The organism is Embleya sp. NPDC127516 (assembly GCF_044765325.1).
In the GTDB taxonomy this organism is placed as follows: domain Bacteria; phylum Actinomycetota; class Actinomycetes; order Streptomycetales; family Streptomycetaceae; genus Embleya.
In genome coordinates, this window is the sequence record NZ_JBIWJT010000066.1 from 1 (window position 1) to 18,758 (window position 18,758).

Consider the following 18,758-nt stretch of genomic DNA (forward strand, 5'->3'; position numbering starts at 1 on the left):
GAACGACACCTCCACACCCTCGAACACCACCGCCACCGCACCCGGCGACGCCACCACCCGAGCCTCGAACAACCCCACAACCGAAACCGAATCCCAATCCACAGCGGTGTCGTTCCACTCCACCAACACCCGAGACCGTTCGGCCCCGTCAAGCACGTCCACCGCGCCCAGACGCGACGCCGGTTCGGCGGTCACCGCCCGCAGTACCCGTGCCAACCGCTCGGCCATCTGCAGGACGAAATTCGGATCGAACAGGTCGGCGGCGACGGTCACCAGGCCGCGGAGCCCGGCTGGGCGGCCCTGATCGTCGACGACTTCGCCGACGGTCACCTCGATGTCCACCCTCGCGGCCGGCGAGAGATCCGCAGCGTCGGCGGCCGACGCCGCACCCACCTCGATGTCGGGCAGTTCGAGCGCCGCCCGGCCGGCGTTCTGCAGGGTCAACATCACCTGGAACAGCGGATGCCGCGCCAACGACCGCGCCGGCGCCAACTCCTCCACCAACCGCTCGAACGGCACATCCTGATTCCCGAACGCCGCCAGGCCCGTCTCCCGAACCCGACCCAGCACCTCCCGGAACGTCGGATCCCCCGACAGGTCCGTCCGCATCACCAACGTGTTCACGAAGAACCCGACCAGATCGTCCAGACTCTCGTCCGTACGACCCGCCACCGCCGCACCGATCGGCACATCCGTACCGGCACCCAACCGCGACAACAACACCGCCAACCCGGCCTGCAACACCATGAACACCGTCACACCCTCGGACCGGGCCAACTCCACGATGTCGCCGTGGAGATCGCCTGGGATCTCGAGCCGAGCGCTGTGCCCACGGTGACCGGCGACCGGCGGACGGGGTCGGTCGATCGGCAGTTCCAGCTCCTCCGGCGCTCCGGCCAGAGCCGAACGCCAGTAGGCCACCTGGGCCGACAACACGCTTTCGGGGTCGTCCTCCTCACCCAGGATCTCGCGCTGCCAGAGCGTGTAGTCGGCGTACTGCACCGGCAACGGAGCCCACTCGGGTGCGTGTCCCGCACACCGGGCCGCATACGCCGTGGAGACGTCACGACCCAACGGACCCATCGACCAACCGTCACCCGCGATGTGATGCACCACGAGCACGAACACGTGCTCCCGCGGCCCGGACGAGAACAGCCACGCCTTGATCGGTACCTCGGCCGCGAGGTCGAACACATGGCCTGTCGCCCGCGCGATCGCACCCGGCATCTCCGCCGGCGCCACGGACTCGGCTACCGGCTCCCACTCGACGTGGTCGAGACTCAACACCCTCTGGTACGGCTCACCGTCCGCGACGGCGAATACCGTCCGCAGCACCTCGTGCCGACCTATCACATCCCGCAACGCGGCGGAGAGAGCCGCATTGTCCACCGGTCCCGACAGCCGAACGACCGTCGAAGCGTTGTACTTGGCGCTACGGCCCTCCAACTGCCCCAGGAACCACAACCGGCGCTGCGCGAACGACAACGGCACCCGCTCCGGACGCTCCCGAACCGCCAACGCCGTGCGCGCCGCACCGGACCGGGTCAGTTCTCCGGCCAGCCCGGCTGCCGTCGGTGACTCGAAGAGGGAGCGAATGTCCAACTCGACGCCCAGCACCGCCCGTACGCGCGATACGAGCCGCGTCGCGAGCAGGGAGTGGCCGCCCAGCTCGAAGAAGTTCTCGTGCGCTCCGACCGATTCCAGGCCGAGCACCTGGGCGAACATCCCGCACAGGATCTCCTCCTGGGGCGACGGCGCGAACCCGCCGGACTCCGCACCATCCAAGCGATCGGGACTGGGCAGGGCGGCCCGATCGAGTTTGCCGTTGGCGGTCAGCGGAAGCGCGGCCAGCACCACGATCGCGCCGGGCAGCATGTACTCCGGCAGGCGACGCGCGGCGAACTCGCGCAACGCGACCGGCAGGTCATCGCTCCCACCATCGCCGAATCCGCCATCGGCGTCGGCCGGCACGACATACGCCAGCAGACGGGTGTCACCCGAGGATTCCGTCCGGGCGACCACCGCGACCCGAGCCACGCCCGGGTGGGCCGCCAACACCTCCTCGATCTCGGCCGGTTCGATCCGGAAGCCGCGCACCTTCACCTGGTCGTCGGCCCGACCGACGAACACCAACCGACCCTCGGCAGTCCACCGAACCCGGTCCCCGGTGCGGTACATCCGCTCCCCGACCGCGAAGGGGCACGCCACGAACCGATCCGCCGTCAACCCCGGCCGCGAAACGTAACCCCGAGCCAGCCCGGCACCCGCGATATACAGCTCGCCGATCACACCCACCGGAACCGGAGCAAGATCCCCACCCAGCACGAACAACCGCGTATTCGCGATCGCCCGACCGATCGGCACCGGACCCGACGACACCTCGTCACCCGCACGAACCTCGAAGACACAACAACCCACCACCGTCTCGGTCGGCCCGTACTCGTTCACCACCACCGAACCCGGCGACCGCACCAACCACCCCGCCACATCCGCCCCGAACAACGCCTCACCACCGACCACCACACACCGCGCGGAACCGGCAGCCTCCTCCTCCGTCAACAACTCGCCCAGCAACGGCAGGTGCGCGGGCACCACCTTCACCAGGTCGAACCCGGCCCCGGAACGCAACAACCCCGCAAGGCCATCGGCACCACCCTCGGGACTCACCGTCACCGGCGACCCCGACACCAGCGGCAACAACACACTCGTCACCGTCAGGTCGAACGCCAACGACGAGTGCAACGGCGCACCACCCGACGCCCCCACCCCGTACGCCTCGACAGCCCACGCCACATAGTTCGCCAACCCGCCGTGCGTGACCGCCACACCCTTCGGCCGACCCGTCGAACCCGACGTATAGATCACATACGCCAACTCCTCCGAGTGCACCGCGACACCCGACTCCGTCTCGGCCGCCGCCTCCGGAGGCGCGCCGAGCGTGTCGATCGCGATCGTGGGCAACCGGCCGGCCGGCAACTCCTCCAACAGGTCCTCGGTACTGATCAACGTCACGGCACGGCTGTCCGTGAGCATGAACGCGATGCGATCCGACGGGTACTCCGGGTCGATCGGCAGATACGCGGCACCGACCCGCCACACCGCCAGGATCGCCACCACCGCATCGACACCACGCGGCAGACACAGACCCACCACCGAGCCGGCGCCGACCCCGTACCGGCGCAACAACCGCGCCAGGCCGCCCGCACGCGCGTCCAACGCGGCGTACGAGGTCTCGACCCCGTCGCACAGCACCGCCACGGCGTCCGGCGACTCCGCCACCCGCGCCGCGATCAACTCCGGCACCGACACACCCGCTACATCCACGGCGGTGTCGTTCCACTCCACCAACACCCGCGACCGCTCGGCATCGTCCAACACCGCCACGGAGCCCAACGCAACGTCGGCTGCGGCCTCGCCCTCGACACCGTCCGCCAGAACAGCGGTCAGGGTCTCGATCGTCGTGTGCAACATCCGGGTGACCACGTGCGGATCGGCGGGAGCGACGGCGTCCACGGTCATCACGAAGCCGTCGGTGCCCAGGTCGTCCACCGACACGGCCAGCGGGAAGTTCGTGAGGTCCAGCATGTAGACCGTGCGGATGCCCTCCATCTCGCCGCTTCCGTGGCGACCATCGACATCCGTGGCGGTTCCCTGTTCGCCGCTGTAGCGGTAGTTGAAGAAGGCGGTGAACAGCGGTGCGTCGCCGGTGATCCCGCTCGCCTGCTGCGCGAGCGAGAGCGGTGCGTGCTCGTGTTCGAGCAACGCGGCGAGTTGGTCCCGCATCGCGGCCACTGCCGCCAGGGCGCCCACGCCCTCGGTACGCGCCCGCACCGGCAACGTGTTCATGAACAGACCCAACGCACGATCGGCACCGGCACCCGCGTTCATCCGACCGAACAACACCGTCCCGAACACGACATCGTCCCGCCCCGCCAACACCGACAACACCCGCGCCCAGGCCACATGCAGCAACGTCGCGGGACTCACACCCAGCCCCCGCGCCACCTCCCGAATCCGCACGGCCACCACATCCGCCACCGGCAACTCGGCCCGCCGCACACCGGTCCCGTCACCACGCACATCCAACAACCCGAACGGAGCCGTCGTCTCGGTCACATCACCCAACAACTCCGCGAAGAACTCCTCGTGACCACCGTTCCGCAGACTCTCCCGCGCCTGCACCACGAAATCCCGGAACGGGCGCGGGGTGGGCAGCTCGTGCCCGTCGCCCGCCAGGAACGTCCGGACCTCCTGGAGCAGGACCTCCATGCCGACGTGGTCCTGAAGCATGTGATGCACCCGGATAAGCGCGAGCCATCGAGGGCCGCCGGGCGCGGCGGTGATGTGCGTGTCGATGAGCGGCGCGCGACCGATGTCCATGCTCAATCCGCCGGAGGCGGCCAACTCCGCCACCGAGTCGCGGCTTTCGGGTCCGAGGCGCACCTCCCGCACCGGCAGCGGGGCCCGTCGCTGGACCACCTGGACCGGCTCGGGCACGCCTTCCCACACGATCGCGGTCCGGTAGATGTCGTGCCGGTCGATCACCTGCTGGAGCGCCCACAGGAAACCGTCGAGCCGCTCCCGGGTATCGAACTCCAACACGAACGGCGCAACGTAGACGTCACGTTCGTGCTCGCCGGCCATCAGGTGGTGGAAGAGAATGCCCTCCTGGAGCGGCGCCAGCGGGTACACGTCGGCGATGTTCGCGGCACCACCCTCGATCGACCCGACCAGCCCCTCGACCTCGGCTTCCGACAGATCCACCAGCGGCAACATGTCCGGCGTCAGAGCCGTGGCGTCGGCCGGGATGCGGTTCGCCGGGACCATCACCGGCACCGGCCCGGCGATCTCCGCGAGCCCGGCCACGGTCGGCGACCGGAACAGGGCCCGAACCGACACCGAGACGCCCCGCGCCCGCAACCGCTCCACCAGCGTGATGGCCAGCAGCGAATGCCCGCCCAGCGTGAAGAAGTTGTCGTCCACCCCCACCGACGGCACGCCCAACACCTCGGCGAAGACCGCGCACAACACCTCCTCGCGCACGGTCGCGGGGCCCCTGCCATGCGTCCCGCCCGGCCCGTATTCGGGGGCGGGGAGCGCGTCGCGGTCCAGCTTCCCGTTGGCGGTCAGCGGAATGGCGTCCAGCACGACGATCGCCGACGGCACCATGTATTCCGGCAACCGTCCGACGACGAAACCACGCAGCGCCTCGACCAGTTGCTCGCCCGCCTCCCCATCGCGGGCCACGACATAGGCAACCAGGCGCGTCTCACCGGGTCGGGTAGCGGAAGAGGCGTCCGTACGGCCCATGCTCTCCTCGCGGGCGACGACGGCCGCCTGGGCGACGTCGGGGTGGGTCTCCAGCACGGTCCGGATCTCGCCGGGCTCGATCCGGAAGCCACGGATTTTCACCTGGTCGTCCGCACGACCGGCGAAGACCAACTCCCCCTCGGTCGTCCACCACGCCCGGTCTCCCGTGCGATACATCCGCTCACCGAAGCCGAACGGGCAGGCCACGAACCGTTCGCCCGTCAACGCGGGACGACCGAGATAGCCCCGAGCCAGGCCCGCACCCGCCACGTGGAGCTCACCCGTCACGCCCGGTGCCACCGGGCGCAGGGCGTCGTCCAGGACGTACATGCGGGTGTTGGCGATCGGCGCGCCGAAGGGAATCGGCACCCGTAGCGGGAGGTCGAGATGGGTCGAGGTGACCATGACCGTGGCCTCGGTGGGCCCATACGTGTTGATCAGTCGTCGGCCCGACGCCCATGTCCGCGCCAGGTGTTCGCCGACGGCCTCCGCGCCGATCAGCAGTGTCGCCACCCCGGCGAGGTCGTCCGGCTCCAGGACGGCCAGCAGGGACGGCACGAGGCTGGCGGCCCGTACTCCGTTCTCGTCCACCAGTCGCCGCAACAACTCCGGTTGGCTGCGTTCGTCAGGGTTCGCCACCACCAGCGTTCCGCCGTGCGACAGCGTCACCGCGACATCCAGCACCGACGCGTCGAAGCCGAAGGACGCGAACTGCAGGACCCCGACGCCGGTTGCCACACCCATCATCGGCGCGAACACCGAGACGAGGTTGCGCAGTCCGGCGTGGGTGGCCGCCACGGCCTTCGGCGTGCCGGTGGAGCCCGACGTGTAGATCACGTACGCCAGTCCGGTCGGCGACACACTCACCGGAGCGACCTGGGGAGTGGTCGTCGCGAGGATGTCCGAGGCCGCGGGATCGTCGAGCGCGATCACCGACAGGCCCGCCGTCGGCAGGTCCGCGAGCGTCTCCCGGATCCCGATCAGCGTGCCGATTCCGCTGTCCGCGAGCACGAACTCCGCTCGCTCCCGCGGATAGTCCGGATCGATCGGCACATACGCCGCGCCCGCCCGCCACACACCCAGAATCGCCGCGACCATGTCCACTCCGCGCGGCAGGCACAGCCCCACCAAGGACTCCGCCCCGACACCCGAACCGCGCAGGTATCCGGCCAGCCGACCGGCCCGGGCCGCCAACTCTGCGTAAGTAAGCGCAACACCGTCACACAGCACGGCCGGCGCATCCGGCGTCCGCACGGCCTGTACGGCGAACAACTCCGGCATCAGCGGCCCGGGCACGTCAGTCGTCGTGTCGTTCCACTCCACCAACACCCGCGACCGCTCGCCGCCGTCGAGCACGTCCACCGCGCTCAGCGACAGACCCGGATCCGCAACCAATTCCGTGAGCACTCGAATCCAGCGACCACCGAAGCCCTCGACCGATTCCCGGTCGAACAGATCCGCCGCACCCACCAGGCCACCACGAAGTCCCGCCGCACGACCCTCGTCGTCGAAGAGCTCGGTGAGTGAGACGTCCAGGTCGAACTTGGCGACCTGCGCGGCGAATACCCTCGCCGCCGCCGCGGCGCCCGGTGTGCCGACCTCGATGCCGGGCAACTCCAAGCCCGCCCGGCCGGTGTTCTGCACGGTCAACATCACCTGGAACAAAGGGTGTCGGGCCAGCGATCGGGCCGGCGCCAGTTCCTCCACCAGCCGCTCGAACGGCACGTCCTGATGTCCGAACGCGCCGAGCCCGCTGTCGCGGACCCGGCCCAACACGTCCCGGAACGACGGGTCTCCCGATAGATCCGTTCGCGTCACCAGGGTGTTCACGAAGAAGCCGACCAGGTCGTCGAGGCTCTCGTCGGTGCGGCCGGCCACCGCCGCGCCGATCGGGATGTCCGTACCGGCGCCCAGCTTCGACAACACCACCGCGAGCCCGGCCTGCAACACCATGAACACCGTCACACCCTCGGCCCGCGCCACCTCCCGCAACCGCGCGTGCACATCCGCGGACACCTCGAGCCCGACCCGATGCCCACGATGCGAAGCGACCACCGGACGCGGCCGATCCACCGGAAGCTCCAACTCCTCCGGCGCACCCGCCAAAACCTCCCGCCAATACGCCACCTGACCCGACAACACACTCGCCGAATCACCCTCGTCACCCAACAACTCCCGCTGCCACAACGCGTAATCCACGTACTGCACCGGCAACGCGGTCCACCCCGGTGCCCGATCCGCACACCGGGCCGCGTACGCGGTGGAGATGTCCCGGCCCAACGGGCCCATCGACCAGCCGTCCCCCGCGATGTGATGCACGACCACCACGAAGACATGCTCGTCCGGCCCGGTCGAGAGCAGCCACGCCTTGATCGGTATGTCCGTCGCGAGGTCGAACTCGTGGCCCACGGCCCGCGCCACCGCACCGGGCACCTCGCCGGGCGCGACCTCCTCGACCGCCAACTCCCAGGCCCACTCGTCCAGGTCCAACACCCGCTGGTACGGCTCCCCGTCCGCCACCGCGAACACCGTCCGCAACACCTCGTGCCGACCCACCACATCCCGCAACGCCGCCGACAACGCGGCCACGTCCACACGACCGGACAAGCCCGCCACCACCGGCAGGTTGTACGTCGCGCCGCCACCCTCCAACTGCCCCAGGAACCACAACCGGCGCTGCGCGAACGACAACGGCACCCGCTCCGGACGCACGCGCTCCCCGACCGAGGCCCGGGCCCGCCGTACCCGGCCGTCCTCCAGTCCGGCCGCCAGTCCGGCCACCGTGGGCGTCTCGAACAGAGCCCGGATCTCCAGTTCCACGCCCAGCACCGCGCGCACCCGCGACACCAGCCGCGTCGCCAGCAGCGAATGTCCGCCCAACTCGAAGAAGTTGTCGTCGACGCCCACCCGATCCAGACCCAACACGTGGGCGAACGCCCCACACAACAACTCTTCACGCAGACCGGCCGGGCCCCGACCGGCGTCCGTGTGGTAGTCGGGAACGGGCAGCGCCCCGCGATCGAGCTTGCCGTTGGGTGTCAGCGGCAGCTCGTCCAGCACGACGACGGCCGAGGGCACCATGTAGTCGGGCAACCACTGTGCCGCAAACCGTCGGAGCTCCTCGGGCAGGCGCGCGAACTCGGCGGTGCCGCCTTCCGCCGCGACGACGTAGCCGACCAGTCGTTTGTCACCGGTCCGGCCTGCCGTGTCGGCGTCCTCGCGGACGACGACGGCGGTCTGGGCGACGTCGGGGTGGGTCTCCAGTACGGTCTGGACCTCGCCGGGCTCGATCCGGAACCCGCGGATCTTGACCTGGTCGTCCGCGCGGCCGGCGAACACCAACTCACCGGACGCCGTCCACCGTGCCCGGTCGCCCGTGCGATACATGCGCTCACCGGAGCCGAACGGGCAGGCCACGAACCGCTCACCGGTCAGCGTCGCACGACCGAGATAGCCCCGGGCCAGGCCCGCGCCGGCGATGTACAGGTCACCGCTCACGCCCGGGGGCACCGGGCGAAGGAAGTCGTCGAGCACATAGGTGCGCGTGTTCGCGATCGGCGCGCCGAACGGGATGGGGCTGCGCAGCGGCGGGTCGAGGTGGGTGGCGGTGATCATCACGGTCGCCTCGGTGGGCCCGTAGGTGTTGATCAGTCGCCGATCCGCCGACCAGGTCCGGGCCAGGTGTTCGCTGATCGGCTCGGCGCCCACCAGCAGCGTGCCGACGCCGGACAGGTCCTTGGGTTCCAGAACGCCCAGCAGGGAGGGAACGAGGCTGGCGGCGCGGACCGCGTTGTCGTCGACGAGTCGGCGCAGCAACTCCGGTTGGCTGCGTTCGTCGGTGTTCGCCACCACCAGCGTTCCGCCGTGGGACAAGGTCACGGCCACGTCCAGCACCGACGCGTCGAAGCTGAACGACGCGTACTGCAGGACTCCGACGCCGGGTGCGACTCCCATCATCGGGGCGAACACCGAAACCAGGTTCGCCAGCCCGGCCCGCGTGGCCACCACGGCTTTCGGGGTCCCGGTCGAGCCCGAGGTGTAGATCACGTAGGCGGCCCCGGACGGTACCGGGTCGGCCACGGGTTCGACGGGGGCGGTCGTCGCGAGGGTGACCGAGTTCGTGGGATCGTCCAGCGCGATCACCGACAGGCCCACCGTCGGCAGGTCCGCGAGGGTCTCCCGGGTCCCGATCAGCGTGCCGATACCGCTGTCCGCGAGCATGAACTGCGCTCGCTCCCGCGGATACTCCGGATCGATCGGCACATACGCCGCACCGGCCCACCACACGCCCAGAATCGCCGCGACCATATCCACGCCACGCGGCAGGCACAGCCCCACCAACGATTCCGTGCCCGCACCCGACCGGCACAGGTACCCGGCCAATCGGCCTGCGTAGGAGGCCAGTTCCGCGTACGAGATTGCGGCTCCGTCGCACACCACGGCCGGGGCGTCCGGTGTGCGTACGGCCTGCACGGCGATCGACTCCGCCACCGTCGTGGTCGACGACGCGACCGCCGTGTCGTTCCAGTCGAGCAACACGCGTGACCGCTCTGCCGCGTCGAGCACGTCCACCGCGCTCAACCGCAGCCCCGGATCGGCTGCCAGATCCGCCAACGCGCGAACCCAGCGGCCTGCCAGGCCCTCCACCGAGTCCCGGTCGAACAGGTCGGCCGCGCCCACCAACGCACCGCGTAGCCCCGCCGGTCGCCCTTCGTCGTCGAAGAGTTCCGCCAGCGACACATCCAGGTCGAACTTCGCCACTCCCGAGAGTTCGGCCGCGATCTCCTCGGTCGGGGCGCCGACCCGCACGCCGGGCAGTTCCAGGGCCGCTCGTCCCGTGTTCTGGAGGGTCGTCATCACCTGGAACAGCGGATGCCGCGCCAACGAGCGCGCCGGCGCCAGCTCCTCCACCAGCCGCTCGAACGGCACATCCTGATGTTCGAAGGCGCCGAGTCCGGTCTCCCGGACCCGGCCCAGTACCTCGCGGAACGTCGGGTCCCCGGACAGGTCCGTGCGCATCACCAGGGTGTTCACGAACAGGCCGACCAGGTCGTCGAGGCTCTCGTCGGTGCGGCCGGCCACCGCCGCGCCGATCGGGATGTCCGTACCGGCGCCCAGCTTCGACAACACCACCGCGAGCCCGGCCTGCAACACCATGAACACCGTCACACCCTCGGCCCGCGCCACCTCCCGCAACCGCGCATGCACATCCGCGGACACCTCGAGCCCGACCCGATGCCCACGATGCGAAGCGACCACCGGACGCGGCCGATCCACCGGAAGCTCCAACTCCTCCGGCGCACCCGCCAAAACCTCCCGCCAATACGCCACCTGACCCGACAACACACTCGCCGAATCACCCTCGTCACCCAACAACTCCCGCTGCCACAACGCGTAATCCGCGTACTGCACGGGCAGTCGTGTCCACTCCGGTGCCTGCCCCGCGCACCGGGCCGCGTAGGCCGTCGAGACGTCCCGGCCCAACGGGCCCATCGACCAGCCGTCACTCGCGATGTGATGCACCACGAGCACCAACACGTGTTCTTCGACTCCGGTCGACAACAGCCGTGCGTGCAGTGGGACTTCCGTCGCCAGGTCGAATGCGTGGCCCACGGCCCGCGCCACCGCACCGGGCACCTCGCCGGGCGCGACCTCCTCGACCGCCAACTCCCAGGCCCACTCGTCCAGGTCCAACACCCGCTGGTACGGCTCCCCGTCCGCCACCGCGAACACCGTCCGCAACACCTCGTGCCGACCCACCACATCCCGCAACGCCGCCGACAACGCGAGCACGTCCACCTGCCCCGACAGCCACACCACCGTCGACGCGTTGTACGTGGCGCTGCGGCCATCCAACTGCCCCAGGAACCACAACCGCCGCTGCGCGAACGACAACGGCACCCGCTCCGGGCGCTCCCGAACCGCCAACGCCGTCCGCGCCGCGCCGGCGTCGGCCAGCGCCGCCGCGAGTCCGGCCACCGTCGGCGCCTCGAACAGCGTGCGAATATCCACCTCGACGCCCAGCACCGCCCGCACCCGCGACACCAGTCGGGTGGCCAGCAGCGAGTGGCCGCCCAGGTCGAAGAAGCCGTCGTCGACGCCGACCTCGTCCAGCCCGAGCACCTGCGCGAAGACACCGCACAGGAGTTCCTCGCGGAGTCCTGTCGGACCTCGGTCGCTGCCCGGGGTGTAGTGCGGGGCGGGCAGCGCCTTGCGGTCGAGTTTCCCGTTCGGAGTCATCGGCAGCGCGTCGAGCACGACGATCGCCGACGGCACCATGTAGTCCGGCAGCCGGGTGGCCACGAAACGTCGCAGTTCCTCGGCCAGGCGCGCCTCGCCGGCGGACGCGCCATCCTCGGTGCCGACGACGTAGCCGACCAGGAGCCGATCCTCGGGCCCGCCGCCGGGGACCGCGTCCGCGCGGGCGAGCACGGCCGCCTGGGCGACCAACGGGTGGGCGACGAGCGCGGCCTCGACCTCGCCGGGCTCGATCCGGAAGCCCCGGATCTTGACCTGGTCGTCGGCGCGACCGGCGAACACCAGCCGCCCGTCCGCGGTCCACCGCACCCGGTCCCCGGTCCGGTACATGCGCTCGCCCGGAGCGAACGGGCAGGCCACGAACCGCTCACCGGTGAGCGCCGGCCGCCCGAGGTAGCCCCGGGCCAGGCTCGCGCCGGCCACGTAGAGTTCGCCGACCACCTCGGCCGGCACGGGGCCGAGGCGATCGTCCAGGACGTAGGCGCGCGCGTTGCGGATCGGCCCGCCGATGTCGGGTTCGCCGCCCGGCTCCAGGGGTGTGGACATGGTGGCGCAGACCGTGGTCTCGGTCGGCCCGTACGCGTTGATCAGCCGCCGTCCGACGGCCCAGCGCCCGGCCAGGTCGGTGCCGAGCGCCTCGCCCGCGGACACCAGTGTCCGCACCGACGGCAGGTCGTCGGCGTCCAGGACCCGCAACACGGCGGGCGGCAGCGTGGCGTGGGTGACCGCGTGCCGGGCGATCACCTCGGCCAGGCCCTCGCCGGGCAGCAGTTCCGCCGCCGGCGCCACCACGAGGCAGGCGCCGCTGCCCAGCGCCATCATCAGCTCCCACGACGCCGCGTCGAAGCCGGCGGACGCGAACTGGAGCACCCGGCTGTCCCGGTCCACGCCCAGCCGCTCGATCTGGGTGGTGACCAGACTGGCCACGCCGGCGTGCGAGAGGGCCACGCCCTTGGGCCGACCGGTGGAGCCCGAGGTGTAGATCACGTACGCCAACCCGGTGGCGGGCGTGGAAACCGTCGGCGCTTCGCCGGGACGGGCCGCGATGGCGGCCGCGACGTGCGGGTCGTCCGAGGCGATGCTCAGCACGCCGCGCACGGGCGGCAGGTCGTCCAGGATCGCCTCGGTGCCCAGCAGCACGACGGCTCGGCTGTCGGCGAGCAGGTAGGCGATCCGCTCCTGCGGGTAGCGCGGGTCGATCGGCAGATACGCGGCGCCTGCTTCGAGCACCGCGAGCAGGGCCACGACCAGGTCCACGCCGCGCTCCTGCACGACGGCGACCACCGACTCGGGACCCACACCCAGGTCGATCAGATGCCGGGCGAGCCGGTTCGCGCGCTCGTCGAGGCGTGCGTAGGACAGTTCGACACCGTCGGCCCGGACCGCCACGGCATCCGGGGTGCTTCGCACATGGGACCGGAACAGCTCCGGCAGCGTCGCGGCCGAGCCCACGTCGGCGGCCGTTTCGGCCCAGTCCGCCACCAGGCTCGACCACGCTTCGTCGTCCAGGACCGACACGGCCCGCAGCGGGGTGTCCGGGCCGTACGCATCCTCGGGAACGGGGTTCGGGGCGGACCCCGGGGCAAACTCCCCAGCGGACTCCGCAGCCGTCTCCACAGCCGTTTCCAACGCCACGACCAGGTTCTCGATCGTCGTGTGCAGCAGGCGCGCGACGGCCTCCGGGTCGGCCGGCGCCATCGCGTCCACGCTCAACGCGAAGCCATCGTCGGCCAGGTCGTCCACGGACACGGCCAGCGGGAAGTTGCTGCGGTCGTGCGTGGCCAGCGAGCGGATGCCGGCAAAGCCCGACTCTCCGTCGGAGTCCGGGCCATCCGCGCCATCCGCGCCACCCGTCCGTCGGGAGCCGCTGTGCCGGTAGTTGAACAGGGCGCTGAACAGCGGGACATCGCCGTCCAGCCCCGCCGCCTGCTGCGCCACCGCCAACGGCGCGTGCTCGTGTTCGAGCAGCGCGGCGAGTTGGGCACGCATCGCCAGGACCGCCGCCCGCACCCCGACGTCGCGCAGCCGGACCCGGACCGGCAGGGTGTTCATGAACAGGCCCAGTGCCCGGTCGGCCCCGGCACCCGCGTTCATCCGCCCGAACAGCACGGTTCCGAAGACCACGTCGTCGCGTCCGGACAACGCGGCCAGCGCCCGGGCCCAGGCCACGTGCAGCAGGGTCGCGGGGCTGACTCCCAGTCCTCGGGCCACGTCGCGGATACGCCGGCCGACGTCCGCGCGGACCGGGAGGCCGGCCCGTCGTACGGCGGTGCCGTCGCCGCGCACGTCCACCAGGCCGTAGGGGTGGGTGGGTTCGGTGACGTCGCCGAGCAGGTCGGCGAAGTATCGCTCGTGGCCGCCCCGGCGCAGGCTTTCCCTGGCCTGGACCACGAAGTCGCGGAACGGCAGCGGCGGGGCGAGTTCGGCGCCGCGTCCGGTGCGGAACGCCTGCACCTCCTGGAGCAGCACCTCCATCCCGGTGTGGTCCTGAACCATGTGGTGCACGCGCAGCATGGCCAGCCAACGGGTGCCGTCGGCGGCCGGTGTGACGTGCGCGTCGATCAGCGGAGCGCGGGTGATGTCCATGCTCGCCGCGCCGGCGACAAGCAGCGCGGCGACCGGATCCTCGGCACCGCCGCACTCGCCCGGGCCGAACTCGCGTACGGTCAGCGGCGCCCGACGGTGCACCACCTGCACCGGGTCGGCCACGCCCTCCCACACGATCGCGGTGCGGTAGATGTCGTGCCGGTCGATCACCCGGCCGAGGGCGCTCAGGAAGCCTTCCAGCCGCTCGCGGGTGTCGAACTCCAGCACGAACGGCGTGACGTAGACGTCGCGTTCGTGTTCGCCCGCGATCAGGTGGTGGAAGAGGATGCCTTCCTGCAACGGCGCCAACGGGTAGATGTCGGCGATGTTCGCGGCGCCGCCCTCGACGGTCGCGACGATGCGCGCGAGGTCGGCGTCCGACAGGTCCACCAGCGGCAGCAGGTCCGGGGTGAGTTCGGTGCAGTCGGCCGGGATCGGGTTCGCCGGGACCGGCACCGGTTCGGGGCCGGCGAGTGCGGCCAGGCCGGCCGGGGTCGGTGTCTCGAACAGGGCCCGGATCTCGACCGAGACGCCCTGCACCCGCAGCCGTTCCACCAGCGTGACCGCCAGCAGCGAGTGCCCGCCGGACTCGAAGAAGTTGTCGTCCACGCCCACCGTGTCCAGGCCGAGCGCCTCGGCGAACGCGGCACACAGGATCTCCTCGCGCACCGTGCTCGGTCCTCGGCCGACGCTGCCCGCGTGCTGCGGCGCGGGAAGGGCCTTGCGGTCGAGCTTCCCGTTGGTGGTCAGCGGCAGCGCGTCCAGGGTCACGATCGCCGCCGGCACCATCTGCTCGGGGAGCCGTTGCGCGACGAACTTCTTGACCGATTCCGCGAGTTCCTCGTCGTCCCCGGTCTCGGGGTCGGCCGGGACCAGGTAGGCGACGAGGCTGAGGTCGCCGGCGGCGGTGTCCCGACCGACGACGACCGCCTGGGCCACCCGAGGATGCGTGAGCAGCGCGGTCCGGATCTCGTCGGGCTCGATCCGAAAGCCGCGGATCTTGATCTGGTCGTCGACCCGACCGGCGAAGACCAGGTTGCCGTCCGAGTTCCACCTGACTCGGTCTCCGGTGCGGTACATCCGCTCGCCGGCGACGAACGGGCAGGCCACGAACCGCTCACCGGTCAAGGCCGGGCGATGGAGATAGCCGCGCGCGACACCCGCTCCGGCGACGTACAGTTCACCGGTCACCCCGGGCGGTACCGGGGCCAGTCGTTCGTCGAGCACATAGGCGCGAGTGTTGCCGATGGGCGTGCCGATCGGGACCGCGCCGTGCCGGAGCAGATGCGGGGTCAACGGCGTGGTGGTGACCCCGATCGTGGTCTCGGTGGGGCCGTAGTGGTTGAACACCGGGCGCTCGCCGGCCGCGCGCAGCAGGTCGCGCACCCACTCGGCCGAGGCCGCCTCGCCGCCGAGCACCAGCGACCCGGCCGGCAGCACCGCGGCCGTACCGCGCACGCTCGCCAGCGCGGCCAGGTGCGAGGGCACCACTTTGACGTGCTCGATCCGGTGCCGGACCAGGTACTCTGCCACGGCCGACGGGTCGAGCGCGGCGTCGGCGTCCAGGATGTGCAGTCGGCCACCGCTGACCAGGCTGCCGAACACCACGGTGTTGCCCAGGTCGGTGACCTGCGACTGGAGCAACGCGTAGCGCGCCCCGGGTGCGCCCAGTCCCACCCGCGCGGGCGCCGAGGCCACGTAGTTCGCGAGCCCGCCGTGCGTGACGGCGACCCCCTTCGGCCGTCCGGTCGACCCGGACGTGTGGATCACATAGGCCAGTTCGTCGGGATGCGGGCGCGCAATCGGGGTCGCGTGCGCCCCCTCCGGGTCGGTGCCGACCGGGTCCGAGTCGTCGACCCCGTCCGGGTCGTCGATCGCGACGGTGGGCAGCCGACCGGCCGGCAGGTCCTCCAGCAGGTCCTCGGTCCCGACCAGGATGACCGCGCGACCGTCCGCGAGCAGGAAGGCGATCCGATCCGCGGGATGGCTCGGATCGATGGGCAGGTACGCCGCGCCCGCCCGCCACACGCCGAGGATCGCGGCGATCATGTCCGACCCTCGGGGCAGACACAGCGCCACCACCGAACCGCGGCCGACCCCGCGCCCGCGCAGCACCCGGGCCAACCGCGCTGCGCGCGCCGCCAGTTCGGCGTACGAGATCTCGACGCCGGCGCACTCGACCGCGATCGCGTCCGGGGTCCGCGCCGCCTGCGCGGCGAACGACTCGGGCACCGACGGCGTCGGCGGGTCGACCCGCGTATCGTTCCACTCCACCAGCACCCGGGCGCGCTCGTCCTCGTCGAGCACGTCCACCGCGCCCACCCGCACGCCCGGATCGGCGAGCACCGTCTCCAGCACCCGCACCCACCGCGCACCCATCGCGCGCACCGAATCCGGATCGAACAGGTCCGCCGACGCGGTCAACCCGCCGCGCAGTCCGGCCGGCCGGCCCAGCTCGTCGAACACCTGGGCGATCATCACGTCGAGATCGAACTTCACCCCCGGCCGCGGCCCGGGCCGGACCTCGACCGCCAGACCGGGCAGGGCGACACTCGCGTCGAGGGTGTTCTGCATGGTCAGAACCACCTGGAAGAGCGGATGGCGAGCCGACGATCGAGCGGGCGCCAGCTCCTCCACGAGCCGTTCGAACGGCACGTCCTGATGCCCCAGCGCCCCCAGCCCCGCCTCCCGCACCCGGGCCAGAACGGTGGTGAAGGTGGGATCGGCGGACAGGTCGGTACGGATGACCAGGGTGTTGACGAAGCACCCGATCAGCGGGTCCAGGCTCTCGTCGGTGCGCCCCGCGACCGCCGACCCGATCGGGATGTCCGTACCCGCGCCCAGCTTCGCCAACAACACCGCCAGCGCGGCCTGGAGGACCATGAACACCGTCACGCCCTCGGCCCGCGCCACCTCCACGAGCCGCGCGTGCAGGTCCGCCGACAGTTCCAGGGGCACGGTGTGCCCGAGGTGACTGGCGACCGCCGGGCGCGGGCGCTCCACGGGCAGCGCGAGTTCCTCCGGCGCATCGGCCAGCGCGTCCCGCCAGTACGCCACCTGACGCGACAACACGCTGTCCGGGTCCTGGTCGCCGCCCAGCAACTCGCGTTGCCACAGCGCGTAGTCCGCGTACTGCACCGGCAGCGGCGCCCAGTCCGGCTCCCGGCCCGCCCGCCGGGCCGCGTAGGCGATCGAGAGGTCCTGTCCCAGCGGCGCCATCGACCAGCCGTCGGCGGCGATGTGATGGACCACCACGACCAGGACGTGCTCCTCCGGCCCGACCGTGATCAACGACGCCCGCAGCGGAGGCTCCGCCGACAGATCGAAGGCGTACCCACTGGCCCGCGCCACCGCGCCGGCCGACTCGTCCGCGTCGGCCGCCTCCACCCGGCACAACTCCCACGCCACCTCATCCGGGCGCAGGATCCGCTGGTACGGCTCACCGTCGGCGACCGCGAGCACCGTCCGCAGCACCTCGTGCCGGGCGATCACGTCCCGGAACGCCGCCGCCAGCGCGTCGACGTCGGGCCTGCCGACCAGCCGAAGCACGTTCGGGGCGTTGTACGTCGCGCTGCGCCCCTCCAGTTGCTCCAGGAACCAGAGCCGGTACTGGGCGAACGACAGCGGGATCCGCTCCGGCCGCTCCCGCACCGTCACCGCGGCCCGCGCCGTGTCCGCGTCGTCCAACACGGCCGCCACCCCGGCGACGGTGGGCGTCCGGAAAAGCTCGCGAATCTCCAGTTCGACGCCGAGCGTGCTGCGAATCCGGGACGCGAGCCGGGTGGCGAGCAACGAATGCCCGCCGAGTTCGAAGAAGTTGTCGTCGATCCCGACGGCATCGCGCCCGAGCACCTGCGCGAACACACCGCACAGGATCTCCTCGCGCACGGTGCGCGGCTCCCGGCCGGGTTCGGTGTGGTGGTCGGGTGCGGGGAGGGCTTTGCGGTCGAGTTTGCCGTTGCTCGTGAGCGGGAGTGCGTCGAGGGCGACGACGGCGGCGGGGACCATGTACTCGGGCAGACGGCCGGCGGCGAACCGCCGGAGGGTTTCGGGCAGGGCCGCCGGGGGTGTGGCGGCGTCTCGGGCGGGGACGACGTAGGCGACCAGATGGGTGCCCGAGGTCTCGTCGGTGCGGGCGACGACCGCGGCCTGCGCGACGTCGGGGTGCGCGGCGAGCGCGGCCTGCACCTCGGCGGGTTCGATCCGGAAGCCCCGGATCTTGACCTGATCGTCGACCCGGCCGGCGAACAGCACCTGACCGTCGTGGGTCCACCGGGCCCGGTCACCGGTGCGATACATCCGCTCGCCGGAACCGAACGGGCAGGCCACGAAACGTTCACCGGTGAGACCCGGGCGACCGACGTAACCCCGGGCGAGCTGGACACCGGCCAGGTACAACTCACCCGTCACACCCGGCGGGACCGGCGCGAGGTTGTCGTCGAGGACGAAGACCCGGGTGTTGGCGATCGGTGCGCCGATCGGGACGGACGATCCGTCCCAGCCGGGGGTGCAGTGCCAGGCCGTGACGTCCACGGACGCCTCGGTCGGGCCGTACAGGTTGTGCAACTCCACACTCTCGAACAGCGCGTGGAAGCGGGCCTGGG

Annotated in this window: 1 protein-coding gene; it reads right to left on the minus strand. The window is 71.3% G+C overall.

Annotation, left to right across the window (positions count from 1 at the left end; genetic code table 11):
• Positions 1 to 18,758, minus strand: an 18,758-nt coding sequence (locus ACIRL2_RS50570; RefSeq protein ID WP_402242435.1) for a non-ribosomal peptide synthase/polyketide synthase, incomplete at both ends; no start/stop codon positions are given.